Annotated in this window: 22 protein-coding genes; 11 read left to right on the forward strand and 11 right to left on the reverse strand. The window is 70.5% G+C overall.

The features are described 5' to 3' along the window. Positions 1 to 105 precede the first annotated feature (105 nt). Positions 106 to 978: a cytochrome P450 gene (locus tag P3X83_RS42230; RefSeq protein ID WP_277311079.1), complete on the forward strand. Its 873-nt coding sequence runs from the start codon at positions 106 to 108 to the stop codon at positions 976 to 978. Continuing rightward, positions 975 to 1,760 (forward strand): isocitrate lyase/phosphoenolpyruvate mutase family protein, encoded by a 786-nt coding sequence (locus P3X83_RS42235; protein WP_277311080.1) that lies wholly within the window; start codon positions 975 to 977, stop codon positions 1,758 to 1,760. Before P3X83_RS42230 ends, P3X83_RS42235 begins: the two co-directional genes overlap by 4 nt. Here P3X83_RS42235 and P3X83_RS42240 read toward each other — a convergent pair. The 3 genes from P3X83_RS42240 to wecB all read right to left on the reverse strand — a co-directional run bounded on the left by P3X83_RS42240 (position 1,747) and on the right by wecB (position 5,531). Further along, complete coding sequence (locus P3X83_RS42240; protein ID WP_277311081.1) at positions 1,747 to 2,265, reverse strand: pyridoxamine 5'-phosphate oxidase family protein; 519 nt, start codon at positions 2,263 to 2,265, stop codon at positions 1,747 to 1,749. The two genes, P3X83_RS42235 and P3X83_RS42240, sit on opposite strands and share 14 nt — an antisense overlap. Next, entirely contained in the window at positions 2,265 to 4,313 is a 2,049-nt protein-coding gene (locus tag P3X83_RS42245; protein WP_277311082.1) for a glycosyltransferase, read from the reverse strand. Before P3X83_RS42245 ends, P3X83_RS42240 begins: the two co-directional genes overlap by 1 nt. 72 nt (positions 4,314 to 4,385) lie before the next feature. Next, positions 4,386 to 5,531, reverse strand: a complete 1,146-nt coding sequence (wecB, locus tag P3X83_RS42250) for a UDP-N-acetylglucosamine 2-epimerase (non-hydrolyzing) (protein WP_277311083.1) — start codon at positions 5,529 to 5,531, stop codon at positions 4,386 to 4,388. 55 nt (positions 5,532 to 5,586) lie between these two features. On the opposite strand from wecB, the gene P3X83_RS42255 reads away from it, so the two are divergent. The 7 genes from P3X83_RS42255 to hisC all read left to right on the forward strand — a co-directional run bounded on the left by P3X83_RS42255 (position 5,587) and on the right by hisC (position 14,090). Beyond that, complete coding sequence (locus P3X83_RS42255; RefSeq protein ID WP_277311084.1) at positions 5,587 to 7,263, forward strand: glycosyltransferase family 4 protein; 1,677 nt, start codon at positions 5,587 to 5,589, stop codon at positions 7,261 to 7,263. Between the two features lie 126 nt (positions 7,264 to 7,389). Next, positions 7,390 to 8,652: a nucleotide sugar dehydrogenase gene (locus P3X83_RS42260; RefSeq protein ID WP_277311085.1), complete on the forward strand. Its 1,263-nt coding sequence runs from the start codon at positions 7,390 to 7,392 to the stop codon at positions 8,650 to 8,652. 12 nt (positions 8,653 to 8,664) lie between these two features. Further along, positions 8,665 to 9,780, forward strand: a complete 1,116-nt coding sequence (locus P3X83_RS42265; RefSeq protein ID WP_277311086.1) for a glycosyltransferase — start codon at positions 8,665 to 8,667, stop codon at positions 9,778 to 9,780. A 66-nt stretch (positions 9,781 to 9,846) separates the two neighbouring features. Beyond that, the gene (locus P3X83_RS42270; RefSeq protein ID WP_277311087.1) at positions 9,847 to 11,640 is read left to right on the forward strand and encodes a DUF4434 domain-containing protein; all 1,794 of its coding nucleotides are present in this window, start codon (positions 9,847 to 9,849) and stop codon (positions 11,638 to 11,640) included. Positions 11,641 to 11,681: 41 nt separating this feature from the next. After that, on the forward strand, positions 11,682 to 12,362 hold the full coding sequence (locus P3X83_RS42275; RefSeq protein ID WP_277311088.1) for an NUDIX domain-containing protein: 681 nt from the start codon (positions 11,682 to 11,684) through the stop codon (positions 12,360 to 12,362). A gap of 116 nt (positions 12,363 to 12,478) precedes the next feature. Further along, a complete protein-coding gene (locus P3X83_RS42280; RefSeq protein ID WP_277311089.1) occupies positions 12,479 to 12,961 on the forward strand; it encodes a general stress protein in 483 nt (160 codons plus the stop codon). A 55-nt stretch (positions 12,962 to 13,016) separates the two neighbouring features. Next, on the forward strand, positions 13,017 to 14,090 hold the full coding sequence (gene hisC / locus P3X83_RS42285) for a histidinol-phosphate transaminase (RefSeq protein WP_277311090.1): 1,074 nt from the start codon (positions 13,017 to 13,019) through the stop codon (positions 14,088 to 14,090). Here the strand turns inward: hisC and P3X83_RS42290 are convergent. From P3X83_RS42290 to purD, 5 genes are all read right to left on the reverse strand, one after another. Then, the gene (locus P3X83_RS42290; protein WP_277311091.1) at positions 14,065 to 14,976 is read right to left on the reverse strand and encodes an EamA family transporter; all 912 of its coding nucleotides are present in this window, start codon (positions 14,974 to 14,976) and stop codon (positions 14,065 to 14,067) included. The two genes, hisC and P3X83_RS42290, sit on opposite strands and share 26 nt — an antisense overlap. A 126-nt stretch (positions 14,977 to 15,102) precedes the next feature. Further along, positions 15,103 to 16,392, reverse strand: a complete 1,290-nt coding sequence (locus P3X83_RS42295; RefSeq protein ID WP_277311092.1) for a transcriptional regulator — start codon at positions 16,390 to 16,392, stop codon at positions 15,103 to 15,105. 200 nt (positions 16,393 to 16,592) lie between these two features. Then, complete coding sequence (gene murA / locus P3X83_RS42300; protein WP_277311093.1) at positions 16,593 to 17,861, reverse strand: UDP-N-acetylglucosamine 1-carboxyvinyltransferase; 1,269 nt, start codon at positions 17,859 to 17,861, stop codon at positions 16,593 to 16,595. Between the two features lie 166 nt (positions 17,862 to 18,027). Then, positions 18,028 to 18,864 (reverse strand): phosphoribosylaminoimidazolesuccinocarboxamide synthase, encoded by an 837-nt coding sequence (locus tag P3X83_RS42305; protein ID WP_277311094.1) that lies wholly within the window; start codon positions 18,862 to 18,864, stop codon positions 18,028 to 18,030. A 52-nt stretch (positions 18,865 to 18,916) separates the two neighbouring features. After that, positions 18,917 to 20,188, reverse strand: coding sequence for a phosphoribosylamine--glycine ligase (gene purD, locus P3X83_RS42310; protein ID WP_277311095.1), 1,272 nt, complete (start codon positions 20,186 to 20,188; stop codon positions 18,917 to 18,919). Between the two features lie 370 nt (positions 20,189 to 20,558). Here purD and P3X83_RS42315 point away from each other — a divergent pair, with 370 nt between their 5' ends. Then, positions 20,559 to 21,716 carry a magnesium and cobalt transport protein CorA gene (locus P3X83_RS42315; RefSeq protein WP_277311096.1) on the forward strand — a complete coding sequence of 386 codons (1,158 nt, stop codon included), beginning with the start codon at positions 20,559 to 20,561 and terminating at the stop codon, positions 21,714 to 21,716. Between the two features lie 12 nt (positions 21,717 to 21,728). Here P3X83_RS42315 and P3X83_RS42320 read toward each other — a convergent pair whose 3' ends face one another. The 3 genes from P3X83_RS42320 to P3X83_RS42330 form a co-directional block, all read right to left on the reverse strand. Continuing rightward, positions 21,729 to 22,658 (reverse strand): glycerophosphodiester phosphodiesterase family protein, encoded by a 930-nt coding sequence (locus P3X83_RS42320; RefSeq protein ID WP_277311097.1) that lies wholly within the window; start codon positions 22,656 to 22,658, stop codon positions 21,729 to 21,731. A gap of 77 nt (positions 22,659 to 22,735) precedes the next feature. Beyond that, entirely contained in the window at positions 22,736 to 24,019 is a 1,284-nt protein-coding gene (locus P3X83_RS42325) for an adenylosuccinate synthase (RefSeq protein ID WP_277311098.1), read from the reverse strand. 87 nt (positions 24,020 to 24,106) lie between these two features. Beyond that, a complete protein-coding gene (locus P3X83_RS42330) occupies positions 24,107 to 24,526 on the reverse strand; it encodes a DUF3151 domain-containing protein (RefSeq protein WP_277311099.1) in 420 nt (139 codons plus the stop codon). Between the two features lie 234 nt (positions 24,527 to 24,760). Between P3X83_RS42330 and P3X83_RS42335 the strand changes: the two genes are divergently transcribed. Next, positions 24,761 to 25,384: a polysaccharide deacetylase family protein gene (locus P3X83_RS42335; RefSeq protein WP_277311100.1), complete on the forward strand. Its 624-nt coding sequence runs from the start codon at positions 24,761 to 24,763 to the stop codon at positions 25,382 to 25,384. Positions 25,385 to 25,931: the final 547 nt, after the last annotated feature.

Consider the following 25,931-nt stretch of genomic DNA (forward strand, 5'->3'; position numbering starts at 1 on the left):
CCTATCCAGGCCGGATCAGGTAAAGAGGTTCTTCATCACCCGGGAAGGATCTTTACACACTTGAGGTGACAAGCTCGTTAAACGAATCGTTCGTACGGTCGGGGGATGGACGAGAGGGAACTGTCCTTCGGGCGGTATGCGGATGTGGTGGCGGTGTTGTCGGATGCCCGGTTCGTGGTGCCGGGGGTGGGCGCTGGTGGGGCGCGCGGGTCGTTGGCGTGGTTGCGGGCGATGGTGTGCCGGTTCAGTGAGGGGGCCGTGCATGAGCGACGGCGGGCGGTGGTGGCCGGGGAGTTGGCGGGGATGGATCCGGAGGTGCTGGGGCGGAGGGCGCGGAAGCATGCCTTGCGGATGCTCGCGACGGCCGATCCCCGGGACGTGACCGGCATGGTGGCGACGGTGGCGCGGGCCGCGCCCATGACCGCGTTGGGGGAGGCGATGGGGGTGCGTGACCTGGGCGCGTTCGTGGAGGCCGTGCCGGTCGTCGCGTCCGTTTACCTCACCGGGGGCTCGGGGCCTGAGGTCGATGCGGCGGTGGAGGTGCTGGTCGAGGCACTGGAAGACGACGGCCGGGACGACGAGCACGTAGCCAATCGGATCGCGATCGTGGCGCAGGCGTGTGAGTCGACCGCCGCGCTCGTCGCCGACTCGGTCGCGCTCGCGGTGCGGATGGACGACCCCTGGAAGTGGCCGGTGGTGGCGATCGTCCGGGAGACGTCGCGGTTCGATCCGCCGGTTCCGGTCATGCGGCGGGTCGGGGCGCGGGACGGCGTGCCGCTGACCCTGGACCTGCGTGCGGCCAACCGGGACCCGGAGGTCTTCGCGGACCCCGACCGGTTCGATCCTGGACGCACTGAAGGTAGCCATTTGACCTTCGGGGCGGGACGGCGGCCCTGTCCCGGGGCAGATCACGCGGTACGGCTGGCCGCCGGTGTGGTGGAGGCGATCCTGCGCAGGACGAAGGAGACCGAGGGATGAGTTTTCGTGAGCTGCACCATGCCCAGGGGCCGTTGCTGTTGCCCAACGCCTGGGACTACACCAGCGGGGCCGCGCTCGTCCGGGCCGGCTTCCCCGCCGTGGGCACGACCAGCCTCGGGGTCGCCGCCGGTGCCGGGAAGCCCGATTCGGCGGGTGGCACCCAGGCCGAGACGCTGACCCTGGCCCGCGCGCTGGTCAGGCTGCCGGTGCCGGTCACGGTGGACGCCGAGGGCGGCTTCTCCGACGATCCCGGCGAGGTGGCCGCGCTGGTCGCCGAACTCGCCGCCCTCGGCGTCGCCGGGGTGAACATCGAGGACGGCCGGCCCGGCGGCTCGCTGGTCCCCGTCGCCCACCAGACCCAGGTGGTCGCCGCCGTCCGCTCGGCCGCCCCGGAGATCTTCATCAACGCCCGCACCGACACGTTCTGGCTGTCCGGCGACCGCGAGCCGTCCATCGACGAGACCCTGACCAGGGCGCGCGCGTACGCCGACGCGGGGGCGGACGGAGTGTTCGTGCCCGGAGCGGCGCGGGACGAGGACGTGTCCGCCCTGGTGGCGGGCGTCCCCGTCCCGCTGAACATCCTGTTCCTGCCCGGCCGTACCGACCGCGTCCGGCTGGCGGAGCTCGGCGTGCGCCGGATCAGCCTCGGGTCACTGCTCTACCGCACCGCGCTGGGCGCGGCCGTGGCCGCCGCGACCGAGATCTTCGGCGGCACGCCGGGGCCCCAGGTGCCGACCTACGCGCAGGTCGAGGAGCTGCTGGAGGACCCTAGTCCTCGGTGAGGGAGTCGAAGTCGGCGGCCCAGGCCACCATCCAGTGCGGTTCGACCAGGTAGAAGACGAGGTCGTCGCGGTCCATGAAGGCCCCGTAGTACTTGCGGAGATAGGCGTATACGTCCGGCCATTCCGGGTGTTCCGGCCCCTCCTCGGGGTTCAGGTTCACCGCCGTGCCGTGGGTGAACACGCCCAGCTTCTCACCCTCGATGAGGGCCACGCTGACGGCCGGGCGCGCGGCCAGATGCCTGGCCTTGGCCGCCGTGACGCTGGTCCCGAACACCCACCGCCCGTTCAGGAAGTGCCCGTCACCGGCGCTGAGCCGTGGTTCGCCCCCGGCGGTGACCGTCGAGATGGCGAGCGTCCGCATGCCGGTGAGGACGCTCGTGAGCTGTTCCGCCGTCAGGGCGCGCTCGCCCGCCCCGATGATCGACCGTAGGTGGTTCGACGACCGCGACAACGAGTCGTCGAGCAGCCGCTGCAGTTCCGCGAGTTGTGCCGGAGTCTCACGCATCAGATCAGGACGTGCGCGTCGGGGCGGCCGACGAAGGAGAACTGGGCGTTGCGGGTCAGTTTGATGTGGTCGGCCTGCCAGGTGTGCATGTCGGCGTCGGCGCTGCGCCAGTAGACGAAGTTGAAGCGGTCGGCGGAGTAGATCTTGACGCCGTCCGCCTTGAGCGCGCGGACCATGCGGGTGTCCTCGCCCCGGGTGACGTCCTCGAAGGGGTAGGCGCGGAACATCGCGGCGCGGCCGAGGAAGGTGCCGCCCTGCACCAGGTGGGCGTAGCGGTGCTCCAGGCCGGGCAGCCGCAGCATGGTGGTGTCGCGGCCCTCGAAGTAGGTGTAGTGCGCGCCCTTGCCGACCAGTTCGGCGTCGGTGTAGTCGAAGGACCGCACCAGGTCGGACAGGTAGTGCTCGCCGTACAGGTTGTCGTCGTCCATCTTGGCCACGAAGTCGCCGTCGGCGGCGGCGATGCCCAGGTTGAGGCAGGCGCCCAGGGACAGTTCCGGGGCGGCGGGCAGCACCACGACGTCGGAGATCCCGGCCATCCGCGCCTTGTCGGCGACCACGACGGGGTCGATGTCCAGGCCGTGCAGCACCATGACGAGCTGCAGCGGCCGGTGGATCTGCTTGGCCACCGAGGAGATCGCGTGTTCGAGCTGGGCGGCGCGGTTGGTGGGCAGCACCACGGAGATCGTGCGTTCGAGCGATTCGGCGGGACGGCCGAGCGCCCCCAGGATCTGGTCCACCCGGTGCGAGAAGAGGTGCTTGTCGAACACCTCGCGCATGGCCAGGTGCCCCTGGCGGGCCCGCAGCTCCGGGCTGTTGATCAGGTGCAGCACCTGGTTGTAGGACTCGATCGGCTCGCGCGCGATCGGGATCAGCTCGCCGAACGTCTCCTCGATGGCCCGCGACCAGCCCGACACGACCGGCGTGGAGCAGGCCGACAGCTCGAAGACCCGCCGGGCGCACATGGTGGGCGAGTCGAGCACCGAGTTGACGTTCAGGAAGACCTTGTAGAGCTTGTAGGCGGCCAGCATCCGGTCGTAGGGCAGCTCGCCGACGATGTGCGGGCCGTACTCCGGCGGCCAGGCGTACTTCTCGTCCACCTCGCCGTTGCGGGCGAAGATGTGCAGCCCGAGCTCGCGGACGGGGGCCAGCACCGTCTCCATCTGCTCGCGCCGCTCGGGGTGCTTGTCGCGGAAGTACATGCCGCCGAAGACGACGTCGTGCAGGCGGCCCTCGCGGGACTGCACCGGGTTGTGGACCCGGGGCTGGGCGGCGAACTGGAGGACGTCCACCCGGTCGTGCCCGAGTATTTCCCTATATTTCGGGATCATGTCGCCATCACACGTGAACACGTGATCGAACAACTTCGCCGTGTCGATGAAGAAGTCGAAGTTCGGCGGGTCCTCCTTGTTCCAGAAGACCGTTGGGATCCCCTCGCTCCGGCACCACGCGATCAGGTCGCGCAGCTCCTGCTTGGGGGCCTTCGTCCCGGTCATCTGGTAGCGCCAGCGGCCCTGGTTGCCGTGCCAGGCCGACTCGCAGAACAGCACCTCGGGCCGCCGCTCGGCGAAGATCTCCGGCCAGTCGCGCAGCCCGAACTCGATCTGGTCCCACTCGTAGCGGAAGGCCATCCTGGAGAAGTCGTCCAGGATGACCGCGACCTTCAGGTCGGGCCGGGCGATCGGCCCGGTGGGCCACTTGACCATGGGCACGTCCACCAGCGGACCCCGGTTCTCCACGGTGTGGATCACCTCGGTGACCGGGGTGGGCGCGTCGGGCGCCTTGTCCCTGGACCGCATCGCGCGGACGACGCCGCCGGGGCTGCGGTCGCTCAGCGCCTCGCCCACCTTGAACGCCCGCTTGGCCGTCATGGCGGAGAGCTTCCAGTTCGCGTACTCGGCCCTGGCCTCGGCGATCTCCAGCCTGCGCCGCAGTTCCCTGATCTCCGCCTCGTGGCGTTCGACCACCTTGCGCTCTTCGGGCAGCCAGTTGACCGGGCCGAGGCGCTTGAACTCAGGGTCGGGGGTGGGATCTTCGGGACTTGCGGACATGATGACGGCCTCGCTCAGGCGGACTCGTAGGATCTGTCATGGTACGGCGGTCGCCGCAGGATAAATGGGCGTTTAGCCCTTTTTGTAGGAAGCGCTCAGCGTGTGCGCAGCGGGCGACAAGCTGTCTCCCCGCAGCCAGGCGGCGATGACCCGGGCGACCCTCGGGCCCGCGGCGCCGTCCCACAGCGGGGGCAGGTCACCGCTCGGCGTCACCGCGCCGTCCGCCAGCGCCTTCTCGGCGGCGGCCGGCAACTGGGCGGGCGTGACCAGCCGGTTCGTGCCGTGCGTGATGGTGATCGGCCGCTCGGTGTTGGCCCGCAGGGTCAGGCACGGGACGCCCAGCATTGTCGTCTCCTCCTGGACCCCGCCCGAGTCGGTCACCACCAGGCTCGCGCCGCGCACCAGTGACAGGAACTCGACGTATCCCAGTGGGTCGATGACCGTCAGGTTCTCGCCGGTGACCAGCCCGGCGGCGGCCAGCCGCTCGCGCCCGCGCGGGTGCAGCGGAACCACCACCGGGATGCGGCGGCTCACCTCGGTGACCGCCTCGACCAGTTCGCGCGCCGCGTCCGGGTCGTCCACGTTCGCGGGACGGTGCAGGGTGCCGACGGCATAGCGCTCGGGCATGCGCAGCCGCAGCCGTACCGGCTCGGGGTCGAGCAGCGGCAGCGCGGCGGTCAGGCTGTCGATCATCGGGTTGCCGACCAGGTGCACCTTGGCCGGGTCCACGCCCTCGCGGGCCAGGTGCGACAGGGCCTCCGGCGAGGTGGCGAAGAGCAGGTCGGCCAGCGCGTCGGTGACCACGCGGTTGACCTCCTCGGGCATGCCCCGGTCGAAGGACCGCAGCCCGGCCTCCACGTGCGCGGTCGGCACGCCCAGCTTGGCGCACACCAGGATCGCGGCGAGCGTGGAGTTGACGTCGCCGTAGACCACGACCAGACCGGGATCGTGCTCCTGCACGACCTGCTCAAGCCCGACCAGCAGCGCGGCGGTCTGCTTGGCGTGGGTGCCGGATCCGACGGCCAGGTTGGCGAGCGGTTCGGGGAGGCCGAGGTCGGCGAAGAAGACGTCCGACATAAGGGCGTCATAGTGCTGGCCGGTGTGGATGATCCCCTGGGGAACGCCCAGCTCGGTGAGGCCGCGAACCACGGGAGCGGCCTTGACGAAATTCGGCCTGGCCCCGAGTACGTGGAGCACCAAGGGGAGACGTTCCCTCATTGACCTCGCCTTTCGTATCACAGTAGGAAAACGTTGCCTATGGTACGGTCGCCGCGTGGTCCCTGACGCCAGTCCGCCACAGTCCAGCAAGGTATCCCCCAAGTCGGCCAAGGCCGGATTGAAGGGGATCCTGAAGGGCTTCGTGCGCCACCCGGTCATCGTGTCCCGTGTCGTCGCCAGCCGCGTCAAGTCCGACCCGATCAGGGTCGCCCATGCCGCGGCCGACACCCTGCCCCCCAAGCTGCGCCCCGTCGTGGGCAGCGTCGCCTGGCCCGCGGCCCGCAGGCTGCGCTGGGTCGCGCGCAAACTCGGCATGCGCGTGCTGCGCGGCCCCTGGGACGAGGCGCGCGCCCACTTCGACGCCGGCCGGATGACCGAGGCGGCCGGGGTGCTCCAGCCGCACGTCAAGTACCCGTTCATCCGCCGCCGCGCCGAGTACTACGCGGGCGAGCTGGCCGCGCTGAAGCCCGACCCGATCCCGCCGAAGCCCAAGGTCATCATGGGCGAGCGGGTCGAAGGGCGGGTGCTGCACTGCGTCACCAACGCGCTGCCGTACACGCAGGCCGGGTACACCGTCCGCACACACCGGATCGTCACCGCGCAGAAGGCGGCGGGGCTCGACCCGCACGTGGTGACGAGCTGGGGCTGGCCGATGCTCCAGGGGCACACCGACGTCGAGCCGTACGAGGAGATCGACGGCATTCCGTACCACCGGCTGCTGCCCGGCAGTCAGGGCGAGGTGCCGTTCGAGACGCGGGGCCGGATGGTCCGCGGCGCGGGCGAGGTCACCGAACTGGTCAGACGGCTGCGCCCGCAGGTGCTGCACGCCGCGACCGACCACCGCAACGGCTCGGTGGCGCTGGCGGTGCGCGAGCGCACCGGCACCCCCGTGGTCTACGAGGTCCGCGGCTTCCTTGAGGAGACCTGGGCCTCCCGCGACCCCGAGCTGCGGGTCGGCAGCGAGCGGCACCTGCTCCAGCGCGAGCGCGAGGCGCACCTGATGCGCTCGGCGGACGCGGTGGTCACGCTGGCCGAGACCATGGCGGTCGAGATCGTCGAGCGCGGCGTGCCCCGCGAGCGCATCCACCTGGCCCCCAACGCCGTGGACGACTCGCTGCTCACCGCCGAGTACGACGGCACGGCCTTCCGCGAGGCGTACGGTATCGCCCCCGGCGAGATCGTGGTCGGCTCGGTGTCCAGCATCGTGGCCTACGAGGGCTTCGCGACCCTGCTCAACGCCGCCGCCCTGCTCCGCGACCAGGGCTCGCCGGTCCGGGTGCTGCTGGTCGGCGACGGCTCGGAGCGCCCCGCGCTGCTGGAGCTGCTGGGCGAGCTGGGCCTGACCGACGCGGTCCTGCCGGGCCGGGTCGGCCCCGACGAGGCCCTGCAGGCGCAGGCGGCCATCGACATCTTCGTCTGCCCGCGTGAGGACCTGCGGGTCTGCCGCCTGGTCACCCCGCTCAAGCCGGTCGAGGCGATGGCCCTCGGCAAGCCGGTGGTGCTGAGCGACCTGCCCGCACTGTCGGAGCTGGTCGGCTCGGACGGCGCCGGCCTGCTGGTACCCGCGGGCGATCCGGCGGAGCTGGCCAAGGCCCTCGCCGGGCTCCGCGAGGATCCCGCGCGGCGCGCGGCGATGGGCGAGGCCGGGCGTGCCGAGGTCGCGGCCAAGAGGACCTGGAGCCGCGTGGCCGAGACCTACCGGGATCTGTACAGCACGCTTGACTCCCGATGACCGGTGCGATGACCGGCCTGATTGGTACCGGATCTGATGGGTTCATTGGCATTACGCGTGCCTCATGCAGACTTGAGATAGCCTTTGCGACCATGAAGTGTTCTTTCCGGCTCCCGTGGGCTACCCGTGAACGAGTTTGACCTCGCCGTCATCGGTCTTGGGTACGTCGGTATGCCGCTGGCCAAGGAGGCCGCGGCCGCCGGGCTGCGGGTCGCGGGGCTCGATGTGGACACCCGCAAGGTGGTCGCGCTCAACGCGGGGCGGTCGTACATCGACGACCTGACCGACGCAGACCTCGACCAGATGCTGAAGAACGGTTTCACCGCCACTACCGACGAGTCCGTGCTGGCGCGCAGCGAGACCATCGTCATCTGCGTGCCCACCCCGCTCGACGAGGACCACCGTCCCGACCTGTCCGCCGTCGAGGGCGCGACCAAGGCCGTCTCGGCGCACCTCACCGCGGGCACGCTCGTCGTGCTGGAGTCCACGACGTGGCCCGGCACGACCGACGAGGTGGCCCGGCCGCTGCTGGAGTCCTCCGGGCTCGCGGCGGGCCGCGACTTCCACCTCGCCTTCTCACCCGAGCGCATCGACCCGGGCAACCCCAAGTTCGGCCTGCGCAACACCCCGAAGGTGGTGGGCGGTTTCACCGCGGCCTGCCTGGAGCGGGCCACCGCCTTCTACGCCAGGTTCGTCGAGCAGGTGGTGCCGGTCAGCGGTACCCGCGAGGCCGAGATGGCCAAGCTGCTGGAGAACACCTACCGGCACGTCAACATCGCGCTGGTCAACGAGATGGCGATCTTCTGCGACGAGCTGGGCATCGACCTGTGGGAGTCGATAGAGGCCGCCGCGACCAAGCCGTTCGGGTTCCAGAAGTTCCTGCCGGGGCCGGGCGTCGGCGGGCACTGCATACCGGTCGATCCGAGCTACCTGTCGTACACCGTGCGCAAGCTGGGCTACCCGTTCCGCTTCGTGGAGCTGGCCCAGGAGATCAACGAGCGGATGCCGTCCTACGTGGTGGCCCGGGTGCAGCGCCTGCTGAACCGGCACCGCAAGGCGGTCAACGGGTCGCGGGTGCTGCTGCTCGGGGTGACCTACAAACCGGACATCGCCGACGAGCGTGAGACGCCCGCCGTTCCGCTCGCCCGTGCGTTGCGTGAGCTCGGCGCGGATCTGGCGTTCGTCGATCCGTACGTCAAGGAGTGGCGGGTCGAGGGTGAGCTCGTCCCGCGTGAGGAAGACCTCGCGCAGGCCGTCGCCACGGCCGACATCACGGTGCTGCTCCAGCAGCACGCGGTCTTCGACCTCGCGGTCGTCGAAGATCGCGGCGGACTTGTGCTCGACACCCGAGGCGTCCTCGCCGAGGGCGAACGCGTCGAGAGGCTCTAGGGGGTTCGGCGCGTGCACGTGCTCGTCATGACGGTGGTCCATCACCCCGAAGACGCGCGGATCCTGCACCGGCAGATCCGGGCGCTGGTGGATGCCGGTCATGAGGTCACGTACGCGGCGCCGTACAGTGCCCGTGGCGTCGTGCCGCGTCCCTGGGTCAACGGGGTGGATCTGCCCAGAGCGGCCGAGCGGCGGCGGTTCGCCGCCGTCCGCGCCGCGCGCACGCTGTTCAAGCGGCTGCGCGACAAGGTGGACCTGGTGCTGGTGCACGACCCCGAGCTGCTGTTCGCGGTGGTCGGCATGCGCAAGCGCCCGCCCGTGGTCTGGGACGTCCACGAGGACACCCCGGCCACGCTCTCGCTCAAGCCGTGGCTGCCGCGCCTGCTGCGCCCCCCGGTGCGCGCCCTGGCGCGTCTCCTTGAGGGCAGGGCCGAGCGCCACCTGCACCTGCTGCTCGCCGAGACCGCCTACGCGGGCCGGTTCCGCCAGGCCCACCTGGTGGTGCCCAACGAGACCTGGGTGCCCGACGGCGTCGTGCCGCCGGGCGATGACCGGGTGGTCTACCTGGGCTGGCTGTCGGAGGCGCGCGGCGTGCGCGAGGCGGTGGAGGTCGCCAGGCTGCTGCAGCCGTACCGGGTGACGGTCGAGCTGATCGGCTACGCCGACCCCCGCTCCCGCCCCGTGCTGAACCAGGCCGTCGCCGAGGGCCTGCTGGAGTGGCGCGACTTCATGCCCAACGACGAGGCGCTGAAGCGGCTGGACGGCGCGCTCGCCGGCCTGTCGCTGCTGCACGACGAGCCGAACTACCGGCACTCCATGCCCACCAAGATCGTGGAGTACATGGCCCACGGCATTCCGGTGATCACGACCCCCTCGCCGCGCGCGGTGGAGCTGGTGGAGCGTTACCACAGCGGCGTCGTGGTGCCCTGGGAGGACGCCAAGGCCGTGGCGAAGGCCGTGCTGACGCTCAAGGACGACGAGCGCGAACGGCACGCGCAGGGCGCGCGCGGCTACTCGGCGGCCCGCGCCAACCACCACTGGCCGAACTCGGCCCGCAGGTTCGTTTCGCAGCTTGAGGAGTGGGGCGGCGTCCGGCGCCCTGGGGTGAAGAAGCACAGGCGGGTGTGACCCAGGCATCCGGGCTGCGGTCCGGATTTATGCGGTGTTGATATCAAGGGCGGTAATCTCCTGAAAGTGCGCTGGCTCACCGTTCTCCTGGGAGCGGCGATCATCGCCGCGGTCGCGGCCGTCGTCATCGTCCTACCGGAGGACCCGTCGGCACGGCGCAGCGCCGAGCGTTCCTCGCCCGCCAAGCCGTCGCCCTCGGCCAGCCTGTTCACCGACCCGTGCGGCACCTTCGACACCGGGACGCGCTCGCCGTACGCGGTGACCGGCTACTGGCTGGTCCCGACCTCCAACGAGTGCACCTGGCGCAAGCAGCTCGAAGCCATCCACAAGGTCGGCGGCGACACGGTGATCAGGCTCGGCACCGGCCTGCAGCCGCGCTACGTGGACGACGACGGCCGGATCATGACCAAGGACATGCAGGTGGACGCGCGGTACGCGCCGTGCGAGGAGGACGGCCTGACGTGCGTGCAGTCCGCCGAGCGCGACCTGCAGAAGGCCAACCCGAGCAACCGGATCACCTGGACCTACGTCTACCGGACCGACGAGAGCTTCGGCGACGGCATCTTCCGCTGCCCGGGGATGGAACGCTCGATCACCGTCGGCAAGGCCGTCTACTACCGGCTGATCGCCCCCCAGGACGGCAGCGACGCCGCCGCCTGTGACTTCACCGAACCGCGCAACTACCACCTGATCATCGTCGCGGCGGCGGCCACGGACAGCCTGACCGAACTCCTCGGCCTCGCCGACCGGTTCCACATGCAGGTCTTCCCGGCGCTGCCGCTGGCCCCGCGCAACCCGGCCCAGCCCACCAAGGCCGACCCCAGGCACATCGGCACGCTCACCACGCTGACCCGCCGCATCCTGCAGGACTACGGGCAGCGGCACCGCGACCGGGCCTCGCTCGGCGGCGTCTACCAGCCCTTCGAGCTGCAGATGCGGCAGATGACGTTCGACGGCGGCGAGGGCGACCACGAGACCCTGCGGGTCTACGCCGAGCAGCACAACATCGTGGAACAGGAGCTGCCGGGCAAGCCGATCCTGGTCAGCCCCTACCTGGACGCCCGCAAGCGGGTCGCCTTCGGCGCCACCCCCAAACAGGTCGCCCAGGGCTTCGAGGCACTGGCCAGGACCGGTGTGGAGATCATCGCCCCGCAGGACAGCCGGGGCACCGGCAAGGTCGGCCTGTTCTGGAGCGACCAGCGCGATGAGCCCGTGGACGAGCGGCTGCGGTCGGTGGTCGGCGACACCACGTACGGCACGGCCTACCACGCGTCCACCCGCGACTACTACCGGGCCATGGCCGAGGCCAGGGAGAAGATGGCGGCCGAGGGCCACGACGTGCGGCTCTGGGCCAACGTGGAGGCGTTCGAGCCGTCCGGCGACCAGCCCTGCGGGAGTCAGGGCACCCGGGGCGCGACCGACAAGAAGCGGCTGGACACCGCGGTCACGCTCACCGGCCGCTACGTGTCCAAGGTCATCTCCTACATGTGGAGCGACTTCTTCACCTGCGGCTCGCCCTCGCTGTCGGAGCAGATCACCGCCGACCACGACCGCCCGCTGCCGGTAGACGCCGTCCGCAAGCCCCGCGACATCCAGGACGGCCTGGAGATCCGCGGCTACAACCTGGCCGCCACCCGGGTGAACGTCACCTGGGAGGGCCTGGCCACGCCGCGGACGGCCGACGCCCGCGCGGCGGGCTGGCACGACCCCACGCCGCTGCCCGGCATGCCCGCGGGCACCGGGACGCTGTGGGTGCCGCTTGACTGGTCCGACGTACCGGAGGGTGAATGGGTGCGCGTGGAGGTCATCTCGGCGGACGGCAGGGCGGCGGCCGAGCCGCTGCACGTCCGCGCCGGGTGAGGTGGCGTAGATGACCGTTCGCTCGGTGTAACGTGCATCACATGGTCCCGCGCATCCCGGTCAGCGTGGATCTGGTCGTGCTCACCGTGCGTTGCGCCGAGTTGTGCGCGCTGGTCTGGCGCCGCGACCGACCGCCGTACGTCGGCCGCTGGGCACTGTCCGGCGGCTTCATCCATCTCGACGAAGACCTCCCGGCCGCTGCGGCCCGGGTCCTCGCCGAGCGGGCCGGGCTGCCCGGGGCGCCCGTCCACCTGGAGCAGCTCCAGACCTACGGCTACCCCGACCGCGACCCTCGCCAGCGCGTGGTCAGCGTGGCCTACCTGGGGCTGGCCCCCGACCTGCCGGCCTCCACCGAGGCCCACATGAGCTGGCGGCCGTTGCCCGAGCTCACCGAGATGGCCTTCGACCACCGCCGGATCATGCTCGACGGCATCGAGCGGGCCCGCGCCAAGCTGGAGTACACCTCACTGGGGGCGGCCTTCTGCACGCCCGCGTTCACCGTCGCCGAACTGCGCCGGGTCTACGAGATCGTCTGGGGCCGCACCCTCGACCCGCGCAACTTCCACCGGAAGGTCACCAAGGCGGAGGGCTTCCTGGTGCCCACCGGGCACAGTACCACCCGCGACGGCGGGCGTCCCGCCATGCTCTACCGCAGGGGCCCGGCCGAGCTGCTGCGCCCGCCGATGATGCGCCCGGCGAAGGACGCCTCCCGGCTCACCTAGATCCCCCGATCTGACGGGGTGCCGGTGGCCACGTGCCTGCTCATCCGGGGGATGTGGCGCGAACACGCCCGGGGAGAGTCTGAGAGGACAGGCCGCCGCCAGAGGGGGTGCCTTTCATGTCCACTGTTCCTTCGGTCGCCATCACGGCCAACCATGAGCCGATCGGTGAATACGCGACGTACGAAGAGGCCCAACGGGTCGTCGACTACCTATCCGACCACGAGTTCCCCGTCGAGGGCACGCTGATCATCGGGGTCGGGCTGCGCACCGTGGAACGCGTCGTCGCGCGGCTCACCTACTGGCGCGCCCTGGCGATGGGCGCGGCCGGAGGCGCGTGGTTCGGTCTGCTGATCGGACTGTTCTTCGGCCTCTTCGCGAGCGGCGCGAGGTCCTGGCTGGCCCTGCTCATCTGGGGCCTGATCTGGGGCGCGATCGCCGGTGCGATCTTCGGCCTGGTCTCGCACGCGCTCACCGGCGGACGCCGGGACTTCGTCTCGTCGTCGAGCCTGGTCGCCGACAGGTACCAGGTGCTCGTCGAGTCGGGGCACGCGGCCAGGGCGCACGACCTCCTGGTCAGAAGCGGCGAGCGACACCTCTGAGACCACTGAGGTACCGCTGAGACGCTGCCGGCCGTCGGCGCGTTATCGTGTGCGCATGCCTCGTTTCCGCGCGATTCTGGACACCGTACCCGCCTACAAGGCGGGGAAGTCCGTGGTCTCCCCCGACGGCCGCTCGTACAAACTGTCGTCCAACGAGACGCCCTACGATCCGCTGCCGTCCGTGGTCGAGGCCGTCGCGAGCGCGGCGCGGGAGATGAACCGCTACCCCGACCCGGCCGCGGCCGGGCTCACCGCCGCGCTCGCCGAACGGTACGACGTACCGGCCGAGCACGTGGCGCTGGGGGCCGGATCGGTGACGCTGGCCCAGCAGATCCTGCAGACGGTGGGGGAGCCGGGCGCCGAGGTCGTCTACGCCTGGCGTTCGTTCGAGGCGTATCCGCTGCTCAGCGATCTGGCCGGGGTCACCTCCCTGCGGGTCCCGCTGACGGACGCGACGCACGACCTGGAGGCGATGGCGGCGGCGATCACGCCCGGCACGCGGGTGGTGTTCGTGTGCAACCCGAACAACCCGACGGGCACCGTGGTGCGCCGCGAGGAGCTGGTGCGGTTCCTCGACGCGGTCCCCGGCGACGTCCTGGTGATCCTCGACGAGGCGTACCACGAGTACGTCAGAGACGCCGACGTGCCCGACGGCCTCACCCTCTACCGAGACCGTCCCAACGTGGCGGTGCTGCGCACCTTCTCCAAGGCGTACGGCCTGGCCGGGCTCCGCGTCGGCTACCTGATCGGCCACGAGCCGGTCGCCGCGGCGGTGCGCAAGGTCATGGTGCCGTTCGCGATCAACCACCTGGCGCAGGTGGCGGCGGTGGCCTCACTGGCCGCGCAGGACGAGCTGCTCGAACGCGTCGAGCTGGTGGTCAAGGAGCGCGCCAGGGTCCGCGAGGGGCTGCTCGCCCAGGGCTGGGAGGTGCCGCACACCGAGGCCAATTTCGTCTGGCTCGGCCTGGGCGACGACACCGTGCCCTTCGCCGACCACTGCGCCGCCTACGGCGTCGCGGTGCGCCCGTACCCGCCGGACGGCGTGCGGATCTCGATCGGCACGCCGGAGGCCGACGACACGTTCCTGACCGCCGCCGCCGAGTTCAGGTCGTCCGGTCGGCGGGGCTGAGCTCGCGTTCCTGGGCGGGCCCCGCGCGTCGGCGTTCGGTGGAGACCACCAGCGCCACCCCCGCGACGATGATCAGCCCGCCGAGGATCACCTGCGCGGTGATCGGCTCGCTCAGCACGATCGCGCCCAGCACCACCGCCACGACCGGGTTGACGTAGGCGTACGTCGCGACAAGTGAGATCGGCGCGTTGCCCAGCAGCCAGATGTACGACGTGAAGCCGATCAGCGACCCCACCAGCACCATGTAGACGAGCCCGGCCCACGACCGGCCGGAGATGTCGGCGAAGTGCAGCCGCTCGCCCAGCGCCGTGCCCACGGCCGCCAGCGCGATCCCGCCCGCCAGCATCTCCACGGTGCTGGCCGCGAACGGGTTGGGCGGCATCGGCAGCTTGGCCGCCAGGAAGGATCCGAGGGCCCACGACAGCGAGGCGAACAGGATGGTGATGATCCCCTGCGTGCTGGACTCGCCGCCGCCTCCGGTGAGGCACAGGGCGGCCACTCCGGCGAAGCCCACCAGCACTCCGGCGAGGGTGGACAGGGTGGGCCGGTCGCGCACCGCGAACCTGAAGATCACCAGCCAGAGCGGCACCGAGGCCACGAGCAGCGCGGCGAGCCCGGTCGAGATGTACTGTTCGGCGATGCCCACCATGCCGTTGCCGCCGGTCAGCAGCAGCAGGCCGACCAGGGCCGCGCCGCCGAACTGCCGTGCGGACATGCGAAGGACGCCTCTGCCCCGCAGCAGCAGGACCACGCCGAGCACGGTCCCCGCGGCCAGGAAGCGCAGCGCGGCTCCCAGCAGCGGTGGAATCGTCTCGATCATTACGGCGATGCCGAGATAGGTAGATCCCCACACGACATAGACGATCGCGAGAGCGCCCCAGATCATCAGATTTCGTCTGCGGACAGCATCGTCTGTGCCCATGGCTCATTACACTATCGGCTTTCGCCGCGACGCACTCGCTGGGGTCAGACCCCTGACTCGGGGTCGGCGAGTGCCGTAAGGTGCCGTCACTCAGCGGGTGCCGAGCTTTTCCACGATGAGCCGGTAAAGCTGCCTGGGACGGCCCGGCTGCGGTGTCCGGTTGGGCGGCAGCGGCCACGCGAGTCCCTCGTCCACCAGCGTGCGCAGCAGACGCCGTGCCGTACGCGGGGTCACGCCGAGCATGCGCCCCGCGCTCTCCGCGTCCACCACGGTGTCACCGCCCTCCAGCTTGGCCGCGAGCCTGGCCAGGACCTCGACGCCCTTCGGCTTGATGGGCCCGGACCCCTGTGGCGGCATCCTCGGCGGCGGCACCAGCGCCCGGCCCTCGCGGTCCACCGCGAAGCCCTGGCCCTGCTTGCCCGTCTGGGTGCGCGCCAGCGCGGCCCTGGCGTGGCTCTCGGCGTCGTGCGTCGTACGGCCCATGCCGACGCCCACCTCCACCGCCAAACCCAGCTCGTCCCGGATCCTGGCCGCGAACGGCATGACCCGGAACCCGTCGGTCGCGGCCGCGACCGAGCCTCTCGTCGCGGTCACCAGATAACTGTGATCGTCGATCGGCCACACCGTGGCGTTGATCCGGTTGGCCTCCTGCACGAGTAACCGGTGCAGCGAGAGGCGCAGCTCGTCGCGCCAGTACCGGGGCGCGGCCCGGCGAACCGGCTCGCGCAACGTCGGCACCTCGACGACCACCACCGTGAGCTGGGATTCCTCCAGCCGATGGTGTGCGCCGAGCAGCGCCGCGGTATGCAGCGCCGTGCGCACGGCCGCGGACGTCGGCCGGATCCGGATCACCGGAATCGAAGCCGCCTGTAACCGCTCGGCCACAGCGGGCAGGCACGTCAACGCCCCGCTGGTGGCTCCCTGTCTGGCCAGCCGCTCGTGATAGGCGGCCACCGTGCCGGTCGCTCCCGGCTCGTCGCGGCTGTGCACCTCCGCACTGGCCAGCCCGAGATCGGAGTATGCCTCCTCGACCTCGGGTCTGGTCAGGACGTCGATGCTGACCCGCTCGGGGTCGATCCGCTCGTCCAGCGCAGCCCGTGCCAATGCCGCCACGAGTGCCGCCCCACCAAGCTGAACATAAGTCGCCGGCATGGTGAGCACGCCCGAACGCCGGGCGATGTCGTAGGGGACAGGGCTGGCGAAAAGGCAGGCGTCTACGCCTGGCCCTAGCCGTGTCACCTTGTCGGCGGCTTCCTGTTCATCCCGATAAGCGGCGGCCACGAGTCGGCATGGCAGCGGTGCCGCGGCATGCCCCATAAGCATCACGCGCTCGACCAGATCGTGTGGTCCCACCACCCCGATGGTGAGATCCGGTGTCATGGTGCCCGGGCGTGACACTCGGGGTGTTTCTTCGCCCCGCTCGACCAATGTTCGTCCCATCCTGCCATCCGTTTGCGGTGCTCTCTTTTGGAACGATCGCTCGCGAGGGCCATAATGTCACGCCCGGATTTTAGTCAATTCCGTTCCCATGACTGGTAGTTCCGGTAAAGATGCAGGTCAGCCGCGAAAAACAGGAGTTTTCATGTGGCGCAAATCTCTCGCTGTACATCGGCCCCCAGAGCCTGCATGCGTTCGGCCAGATGCGCGTGCCCACGGTCGATGAGATAGCCGTTGGAGATCAGGGTCTCGCCTTCGGCGGCGAGGCCGGCGAGAACCAGTGCAATGCCGGAGCGCAGGTCGTGGGCCGTCACCTCGGTGCCGGTCAGCGGCGTGGCGCCGTGCACGACCGCCCGGCTGCCCTCGACCTCGACACGGCCGCCCATCCGGTTCAGCTCGGCGGCCAGCGCGAAGCGGCCGTCGAAAATGCGCTCGTGGATGTAGCTGACGCCGTCCGCCAGACAGGCCAGCGTCATGAGCGGGGACTGTAGATCGGTGGCGAAACCAGGGTAGGTATCGGTGATCACATTGATCGGCCGCAGCGAGCGATCCCGGCTCACGTGCAGCACCGCGCCCTGGTCGGCGAACTTGACGCCCATCTGTTCGAGCTTCCAGCGCACCACGCCCAAATGGTCGAGGTGGGCCCCCACGAGGTTGACCTCGCCGCCGGTGATGGCCGCCGCCATCGCGATCACCCCGGCGTCGAGCCGGTCGGGCATCACCCGGTGCTCGACGGCGCGCAGCTCGTCGACGCCCTCGACGGTGATGAACCCGGTGCCGCCACCGCTGATCTTCGCGCCCATCTTGGTGAGCATGTCGATCACGTCGAGGACCTCGGGCTCCAGCGCGGCGTTCTCGATCACCGTGGTGCCGGAGGCCAGCGCCGCCGCCATGATCAGGTTCTCGGTGCCGGTGTGCGACGGGGTGTCGAGGTAGAGCTGGGCGCCGGTGAACCCGGCCGCCTTGACGTGGATGACCGTCTCGCCCTCGTCCACGATCGCGCCCAGGCGCTTGTAGCCCAGGTAGTGGAAGTCGAGGTTACGACTGCCCAGGTTGCAGCCGCCGATGCCCTCGATGACGGCCTCGCCGAGCCGGTGCAGCAGGGCGGGCACGAACAGGACCGAGCCCCGGAAGCGCCGGGCGATCTCCGCGGGCAGCACCGGGCTGGTCAGCTTGGAGGCGTCGATCACCAGGGTGCGCTCGGCCTCGTGCAGCTCCACCCGGGCGCCCACCGCCTCGGCCAGCTCGACGGCTCGGCGGACGTCCTCGATGATCGGTACGTTGCGAAGTACCGTGCGGCCCTCGGTGGCCAGCAGCGCCGCGCCGATCATCGGCAGCACGGCGTTCTTCGCACCCTGGATGAAGGCGGTGCCACGCAGTGCGTTGCCACCACGCACGCGGTAACGGACCATTCGCGTCAAGCTCCTTGGACAGTAACGGGGGTGGCTCGCGGGACGAGCCGCGGAAGTGAACCCGTGTGCATCAGGCGACACCTGTTGTTCGACGGGTGAGCGTCCGCAGGGGTATTCGCGCCCACAGTAGCCGCTGCGACGGAGTGACCCGGCCGATTCCTGAGTGTCAGGAGGGGAAGATGTGACCTGTGAGGCGTTCGTACACCTCGATATAACGCTGTCTGGTCCGTTCTACGACCTCGGGGGACAGTCGCGGGGGCGGAGAGCCCGACGCGCGGTCCCAGCCCGACTCCGGCGACGTCAGCCAGTCGCGGACGATCTGCTTGTCGAACGACGGCTGCGTACGGCCCGGCCGCCATTCGTCCTGCGGCCAGAACCTGGAGGAGTCGGGGGTCAGCACCTCGTCGCCGAGGGTCAGCGTGCCGTCGGCGTCCCAGCCAAGCTCGATCTTGGTGTCGGCCACCACGATGCCCCGCTCGCGCGCGATCTCCGCGCCGCGCGAGTAGACGGCCAGCGTGATCCGGCGCAGCTCGGCCGCCACCTCGGCGCCGACCTCGGCCTCCACCTGCTCGTACGTCATCGGCTCGTCGTGCTGGCCCACCGGGGCCTTGGTGCTGGGCGTGAACACCGGCTCGGGCAGCCGCGAGCCGTCCTCCAGGCCGCGCGGGAGCACCACGCCGGACACCTCGCCCGCGCTGCGGTAGTCGGCCAGCCCCGAACCCGCCAGGTAGCCCCGGGCCACGCACTCCACCGGCACCATGCGCAGCGGACGGCACAGCACGCTGCGGCCGTCGTCGCCGCCGCGCACCACGTGGTTCGGCACGATGTCGGCGAGCTGGTCGAACCACCAGAGGGAGAGCCGGGTGAGGATCTTCCCCTTGTCCGGGATCTCTGGTTCGAGGACGTGGTCGAAGGCCGAGACGCGGTCCGAGGCGACCATCAGCAGCAGGTCGTCGTCGGTCTGGTAGAGATCGCGGACCTTCCCGGAGTGCAGGTGCTTCACCCGGCCAGTCTGTCAGGTCATCCACGGCGTGCGGCCCCGGACCTCCGGTTCTCTACAGGGTGCCCTCGGTCTCGGTGCTCTCGGCCGCCGCGGCGGCGATGTCGGTGCGGTGGTGCGACCCGGCCAGGGTGACCCGGCCGACGGCGTCGTAGGCCACGGCGCGGGCCGTACGCAGATCGGGCCCCGTGCCCACCACGTTGAGCACCCGCCCGCCCGCGGAGACCACCCGGCCGTCGGCGTCGAGCGCGGTGCCCGCGTGCAGCACGTAGGCGTCCTCGCACTGCTCGGCCACCTCGTCGAGACCGCCGATCACGCCGCCGGTCACCGGGGCCTGCGGGTAGTTCTCCGAGGCCAGCACCACGGTCACCGCCGCGCCGCCCCGGTAGGTGAGCGGCGGCAGCGCGGGCAGCGCGCCGGTCGCCGCCGCCAGCAGCACCCCGCCGAGCGGCGTGGCCAGGCGGTCGAGCACGACCTGCGTCTCGGGGTCGCCGAACCGGGCGTTGAACTCGATGACCTTCGGCCCGTCGGGCGTCAGCGCCAGGCCCGCGTACAGCACCCCGATGTACGGCGTGCCGCGCGCGGCCAGCTCGTCGATCGTCGGCTGCACGACGGTGGCCATGACCTCGTCGGTCAGGCTCGGCGCGGCCCAGGGGAGCGGGGTGTAGGCGCCCATTCCACCGGTGTTGGGGCCTTCGTCGCCGTCGTAGGCGCGCTTGAAGTCCTGTGCGGGGCGCAGCGCCACGGCCGTCACGCCGTCGCACAGCGCGAACAGCGACACCTCGGGGCCGGGCAGGTACTCCTCGATGACCACGCGCTCGCAGGCGGCGGCGTGGGCCAGCGCGGCCTCGCGGTCGCCGGTCACCACCACGCCCTTGCCCGCCGCCAGGCCGTCGTCCTTCACCACGTACGGCGTGCCATACGCGTCGAGGGCGGCGGCGGCCTCCTGCGGCGTCGAGCAGGTGCTCGCGCGGCCCGTCGGCACCCCCGCGGCGGCCATGACGTCCTTGGCGAACGCCTTGGACCCCTCGATCCGCGCGGCCTCCGCCGACGGCCCGAAGCACGGGACGCCCGCCTCCCGGACGGCGTCGGCCACGCCCGCCACCAGCGGGGCCTCCGGCCCGATCACGACCAGGTCGGCGCCGAGCTTGCCGGCCAGCCCCGCCACCTCGGCGGGATCGGTGGCCCGCACGGCGTGCACCGTCGCCACGGACGCGATCCCGGCGTTGCCCGGAGCACAGTGGACCTCATCGACCTGCGAGTCCGCCGCGAGGGCCCGGCACAGGGCGTGCTCGCGGCCGCCGCTCCCAATCACAAGTACGCGCACGCGAACGACCCTATCGTTGTCCGGCCCTGGGCAAGATGACACGGACAGTCACCGGGGTTTTTGTGGAGTTCTGCATGATCTATGGGAGGTGGCGAGGGTAGGCTTAGCGCTTGGCACAACGCCCTTGTGATAACTTGGGGCGGCTATGGCGTCTGTTTGGGATTGGAGGTGGTCCGGGATGAATTCTGGTGATCCTTGCAGTACGTGCTGGCGCACGTACTTCGTGCGCACGATCGATCTCCCCCGACCACCCCGATTCGGTCGCCCGATCTGAGCCTTCTCACGCATTTCCTTTAGACGAACGCGCTCCCTCGTGGGGTCGCATGCCGTCACGCGTGGCCGGCGCTCGCCCGGGCGGGAAGGTGCCGTCATGCGCTCGTCCATGCTTTTCCCCAAGATCAGCCGCCACCACCGCGCCGCCGCCACGCACGGCCGTCGCAAGCCGGTGACCTCGTCCGCCGCCGAGCGCGCTGCCGCCGTCGGTGTGTGCGTGCCGCCGAGCGACTCCCTCGTCGAGTACGCCGCCTACCTCGGTGGCGCCAAGGTCACGGCCCGCACCATCGAGGACGCCCTCGGGCTCGTCCGCGAGCACAACGCGGGCGAGGCGCGCGACCGCAACGCCCCCGGCCAGGCCGGGGCCTTCGTCTGGGTCGGCCTGCACGAGCCCGCCGCCCCCGAGGTCGAGTGGCTGGCCGAGGTCTTCGGCCTGCACCCGCTCGCCGTCGAAGACGCCGTCAAGGCCCACCAGCGGCCCAAGGTCGAGCGCTACGGCGACTCCCTGTTCGTCGTGCTCAAGACGGTCTCCTTCATGGAGCACGACAAGGACAACCCGAACGACGAGATCATCGGCACCGGCGAGATCATGCTGTTCGTCGGCCCCGACTTCGTGATCACCGTCCGGCACGGGCAGCACAGCCCGCTCACCCGGGTGCGCCGGAGGTTCGAGGACGACCCCCGGCTGCTGTCGCGCGGTCCCACCGGCGTGCTGCACGCCGTCGCCGACCACGTGGTCGACGAGTACCTCTCCGTCGCCGACCGCATGCAGGAGGCGCTGGAAGAGGTCGAGGCCACCGTCTTCGCCGACGTCAGCTCCCGCGACATCGGCCGCATCTACCACCTCAAGCGCGAGATGATCGAGATGAAGCGGGCGGTCACCCCGCTGGTCACGCCGCTCGGCGCGCTGCCGCAGCGCCGGATGATCCCGCCGGAGATGCGCGACTACTTCCGCGACGTGGGCGACCACCTGTCCCGGGTGTGCGAGCAGGTCGAGTCGTCCAACGAACTGTGCAACTCCGTGCTCCAGGCGGCGCTGGCCCGCTCGAACGCGCTGGCCAACGAGGACATGCGGAAGATCTCATCCTGGGTCGCCATCATGGCCGCCCCCACGATGGTCGCCGGGGTCTACGGGATGAACTTCGACTTCATGCCCGAGACCAAATGGGTCTTCGGCTACCCGGTCATCGTCGGCGGCATGCTGGTGATCTGCGCCCTGCTGTACCGCAGCTTCCGTCGCAACGGCTGGCTGTAGGGCCCGATCCGGTCAGGCGGCGGCCACGGGGCGGAGGGGGCCGACGGGCTCGGCCAGCGGCAGGCCGCGTTCGGCCCACAGAGACCGCATCCGGTCGGGGTAGTCGGTGACGATCCCGACGACGCCCATGTCGATCAACCGCGCGGCGTCGGCCGGGTTGTTGACCGTCCAGGCCACCACCGGCAGGCCCGCACCGGCGGCCTGCGCCATCATCTCCTCATTGATCAGCACGTGCTGCGGGGACAGCGTGTTCGCGCCGATCTCCGCCGCCGCTCGCGGGATGTCGCCGCCGAACTCGGCCAGGTCGATGCCGTCGAGCCAGGCCGGGTCCATGGTCGCGGACTCGATCAGCGCGACGCGCGGCAGCGCGGGCGTCAGCTCGCGCGCGGCCCGCAGCACCCGCCAGTCGAAGCTGAGGATCGCCGAGGACGCCAGCCGGTGATGGCGCTCCAGCTCCTCCACCACCATCGCGGTGAACTCCGCCGGATCCGGCGTCAGCTCCGGCCTGGTCGGATCGGACTTCAGCTCCACGTGCAGCCGCACGTCGTCGGCCTCGTAGGCGCCGACCAGCCCGAGCACCGCGCCGAAGGTCGGCATCCTGGTGTCGGGCAGCGGGACCTGCGTCAGCGCGAACGGGTCGTCGGGGTGACGTGGCAGGCGCACCCCGCAGTCGAGGGTGCGCAACTGGGCGAGGGACAGCGCCCCGATCGGCTTGCCGACATAGGGGAACGCGGGGTCGCCGTGATGCGCCGGGCGGGTGTCGGCACTGGTCACCGAGGACACGACGAGATCGTGGCTGAGCACGATGCGCCGGTCGGCGGTGAGGGCGAGATCGAACTCCAGGGCGTCGACGCCAAGCTCCAGCGCGTGCAGCAAACCAGGAAGCGTGTTCTCCGGTCTGAGCCCTCTGGCTCCCCGGTGTCCATGGATCTCGACGCGCACACTCGGACCTTACCGGCACCGGGCGGGGATCCGCCGGATCTCCCGCCCGGCGCGCCGTGTTCGGACCGGCGCGGGGCTCAGACCAGCGGGCGGAGCTGGAGGGTCTGGGTACGGCCGGGGCCGACGCCGATCGCCGAGATCGGCGCGCCGGACATCTCCTCCAGCGCCCTGACGTAGGACCGGGCGTTGGGCGGCAGGTCGTCGAAGGACTTGGTCTCGGAGATGTCCTCCTGCCAGCCGGGGAACTCCTCGTAGATCGGGGTGGCGTGGTGGAAGTCGGTCTGCGTCATCGGGATCTCGTCGTGACGCACGCCGTCGATGTCGTAGGCCACGCAGACCGGGATCCGCTCAAGGCCGGACAGGACGTCGAGCTTGGTGAGGAAGAAGTCGGTGACGCCGTTGATCCGGGTCGCGTAGCGGGCGATCACCGCGTCGAACCAGCCGCAGCGGCGGTCGCGGCCGGTGGTCGTGCCGTACTCGTGGCCGGTCGTGCGCAGCCAGTCGCCGGTCTCGCCGAGCTGCTCGGTGGGGAACGGCCCCGAGCCGACCCGCGTGGTGTACGCCTTCAGGATCGCGATCACCCTGGTGAGACGCGTCGGCGGGATGCCCGCCCCCGCGCACGCGCCGCCGGCGGTGGGCGAGGAGGAGGTGACGAACGGGTAAGTGCCGTGGTCGATGTCGAGCAGGTTGCCCTGCCCGCCCTCCAGCAGCACCACCTTGCCGTCGTCGAGCGCCCGCGACAGCACCAGCGAGGTGTCGGCGATGTGCGGCTTGAGCCGCTCGGCGTAGCCGAGGTACTCCTCAAGGACCTTGTCGGGGTCGATCACCCGGCGGTTGTAGACCTTGGTCAGCACCTGGTTCTTCTCGCCGAGCGCGACCTCGATCTTCTTGCGCAGGATGCCCGGATCGAGGAGGTCTTGCACCCGGACGCCCATCCGGGCCACCTTGTCGCCGTACGCCGGGCCGATTCCCCGCCCGGTGGTGCCGATCTTGGCCTTGCCCAGGTAGCGCTCGGTGACCTTGTCGAGGGCCTTGTGGTGCGGCATGATCAGGTGCGCGCTGGCCGAGATCAGCAGCCGCTCGCAGGAGATGCCCCGGGCGCGCAGGCCGTCGATCTCCTCCAGGAGCACTCCCGGGTCGATGACCACACCGTTGGCGATCACCGGGACCACCTCGGGTGAGAGAACGCCGGTGGGCAACAGGTGCAGCGCGTATCTCTGGTCGCCGATCACCACCGTGTGCCCGGCGTTGTTGCCTCCCTGATAGCGCACCACGTAGTCGACCTGGTCGCCCAATAGGTCGGTGGCCTTGCCCTTGCCCTCATCGCCCCATTGAGCACCCACGAGAACGACAGCCGGCATCGCGTAACTCTCCCCAGCAAAAAGCGAAACCCCTGGCGCAAGCGCGTCAGGGGCTCTTGCATACGGATTCTACCTGGTTACCGCTGATCAGGTCGCGGCCAGCTCCGCCACCGCGGCCGGGCTGGAGTCCTTGAGGAACTGGGCGCAGCGCTCCGCCTCCTCCTTCTCGCCGATCGCCTGCGCGGCACGGGCCAGGGCATGGAGACAACGCAGGAACCCCTGGTTCGGCTCGTGCTCCCAGGGAATCGGCCCGTGCCCCTTCCATCCGGCCCGCCGGAGCTGGTCGAGCCCGCGGTGGTATCCGGTCCGCGCGAACGCGTAGGAGGTGACGGCATGGCCCTGGGAGAAGGCCTCGTCGGCGAGGGCCGCCCACGCGGCAGAGTAGGACGGGAACCGCGCGGCCACATCGGACGCGGCGGCTCCGGCTTCCAGCGCTTCCCGCGCCTCGGGGGTGTCCGGCAGGCGGGTGGGCGGCGGTCCGGCGAGAAGGTTGTTCTGCGTCTCCATAAAGACAGTCTTACCCGTAGGGCGGGGGGACCGGGCAAGGGGCATCGTTCTAGATAGCCTGATATTTCGCGTCATCAGAAGATCGCCCAGAATCCGGGGGTTAACGGGGAGGGCGCTCCGATCACGAAAGTCCGCGGAAAGGGTGATCCGGTGCTCTCCAGCCCGCGAGCGACACCCACCGCCCTCCCCACTTTCCTTCCCCTCCTTTTCCTCCTCCTCACCGCCTGCGCGTCTATGGTGCAGCCGGACGCGCCCGCCGAGGCCGCGCCGTCGTCGTCCCGGTGCGCGGATGCGGGCGGCTGCTCTAGAGGGGCCGCGGCGCGTGCCGTCCTGGCCTTCGACGACGGGCTGGCGTCACAGGCCGAGGCCGTACGGCTGCTGCGCGGGAACGGCCTGACCGCGACCTTCTACATACCGAGCGGGCTGCTGGGCCGTACGGGCCGGATGACCCCCGCCCAGGTCCGCGACCTCGCCAAGGCGGGCCACGAGATCGGCGGCCACACCCTCACCCACGCCCGCCTGCCCGACCTGCCCCCCGACGCCCGCCGCCGCCAACTCTGCGACGACCGCACCGCCCTCCGCACCCTCACCGGCCAAGACGTCCGCTCCGTCGCCTACCCCTACGACGCCTCCGACCCGGCCACCACCCGCATCGCCCGCTCCTGCGGCTACCAGCACATCCGCCCCAAAGCCCCCCTCACTGTCCTCAACACCACCACCCTCACCACCCTCCGCCACCACGCCACCCGCGGCGGCACCTTCGTCTTCCACGACATCTGCCCCACCGCCTGCGGCCGCTACTCCATAGACCGCCAGACCCTCAAAGCCTTCCTCACCTGGCTAGCCCAATCCTCCTGACCACCACCTCCCCACTCCACTGAAACCCGCCCTGCCACACGGAACCCGCCCTACCCCCCGCCGTCCCAAGCCCGCTGCCGCGCCCCGCACCGCCGCGCGGCCAGTGGCCCCCGCTCGGCTCGACCTGTTCTTTCCGACGTCGGCCTTCGCCCGACGCTCGCGCCGCAGGTCGGTCACTTGGGTCCCATTGCCGGGAGATCATTCGTGTCCACCGCCCATCCCGAAGGCTACTCACCTGGGAGTGGAAGCTCATTGATCTTGTGGCCGGGTGTCCGTGACGATGTCCACCGTCTGGACACACCCGGTTGTTTCGGTGGGGTGTGTCCATCGTCTGGGACGCAGCCGCAGGAGGAAACGCGTTTGCGCAGGTCACAGTGTTCATCTCGGCACCCGTCTCAGAAGAGTCCCTCCTTGCTTGAACGCTCCGTGCGATGCGCGTTGAGGACCTGGGGCAGTCACCGAGAGAAGGGGAGCTTGTCACCTCAAGTGTGTAAAGATCCTTCCCGGGTGATGAAGAACCTCTTTACCTGATCCGGCCTGGATAGGC

This window comes from Spongiactinospora sp. TRM90649, from assembly GCF_029382225.1.
Classification (GTDB): domain Bacteria; phylum Actinomycetota; class Actinomycetes; order Streptosporangiales; family Streptosporangiaceae; genus Spongiactinospora.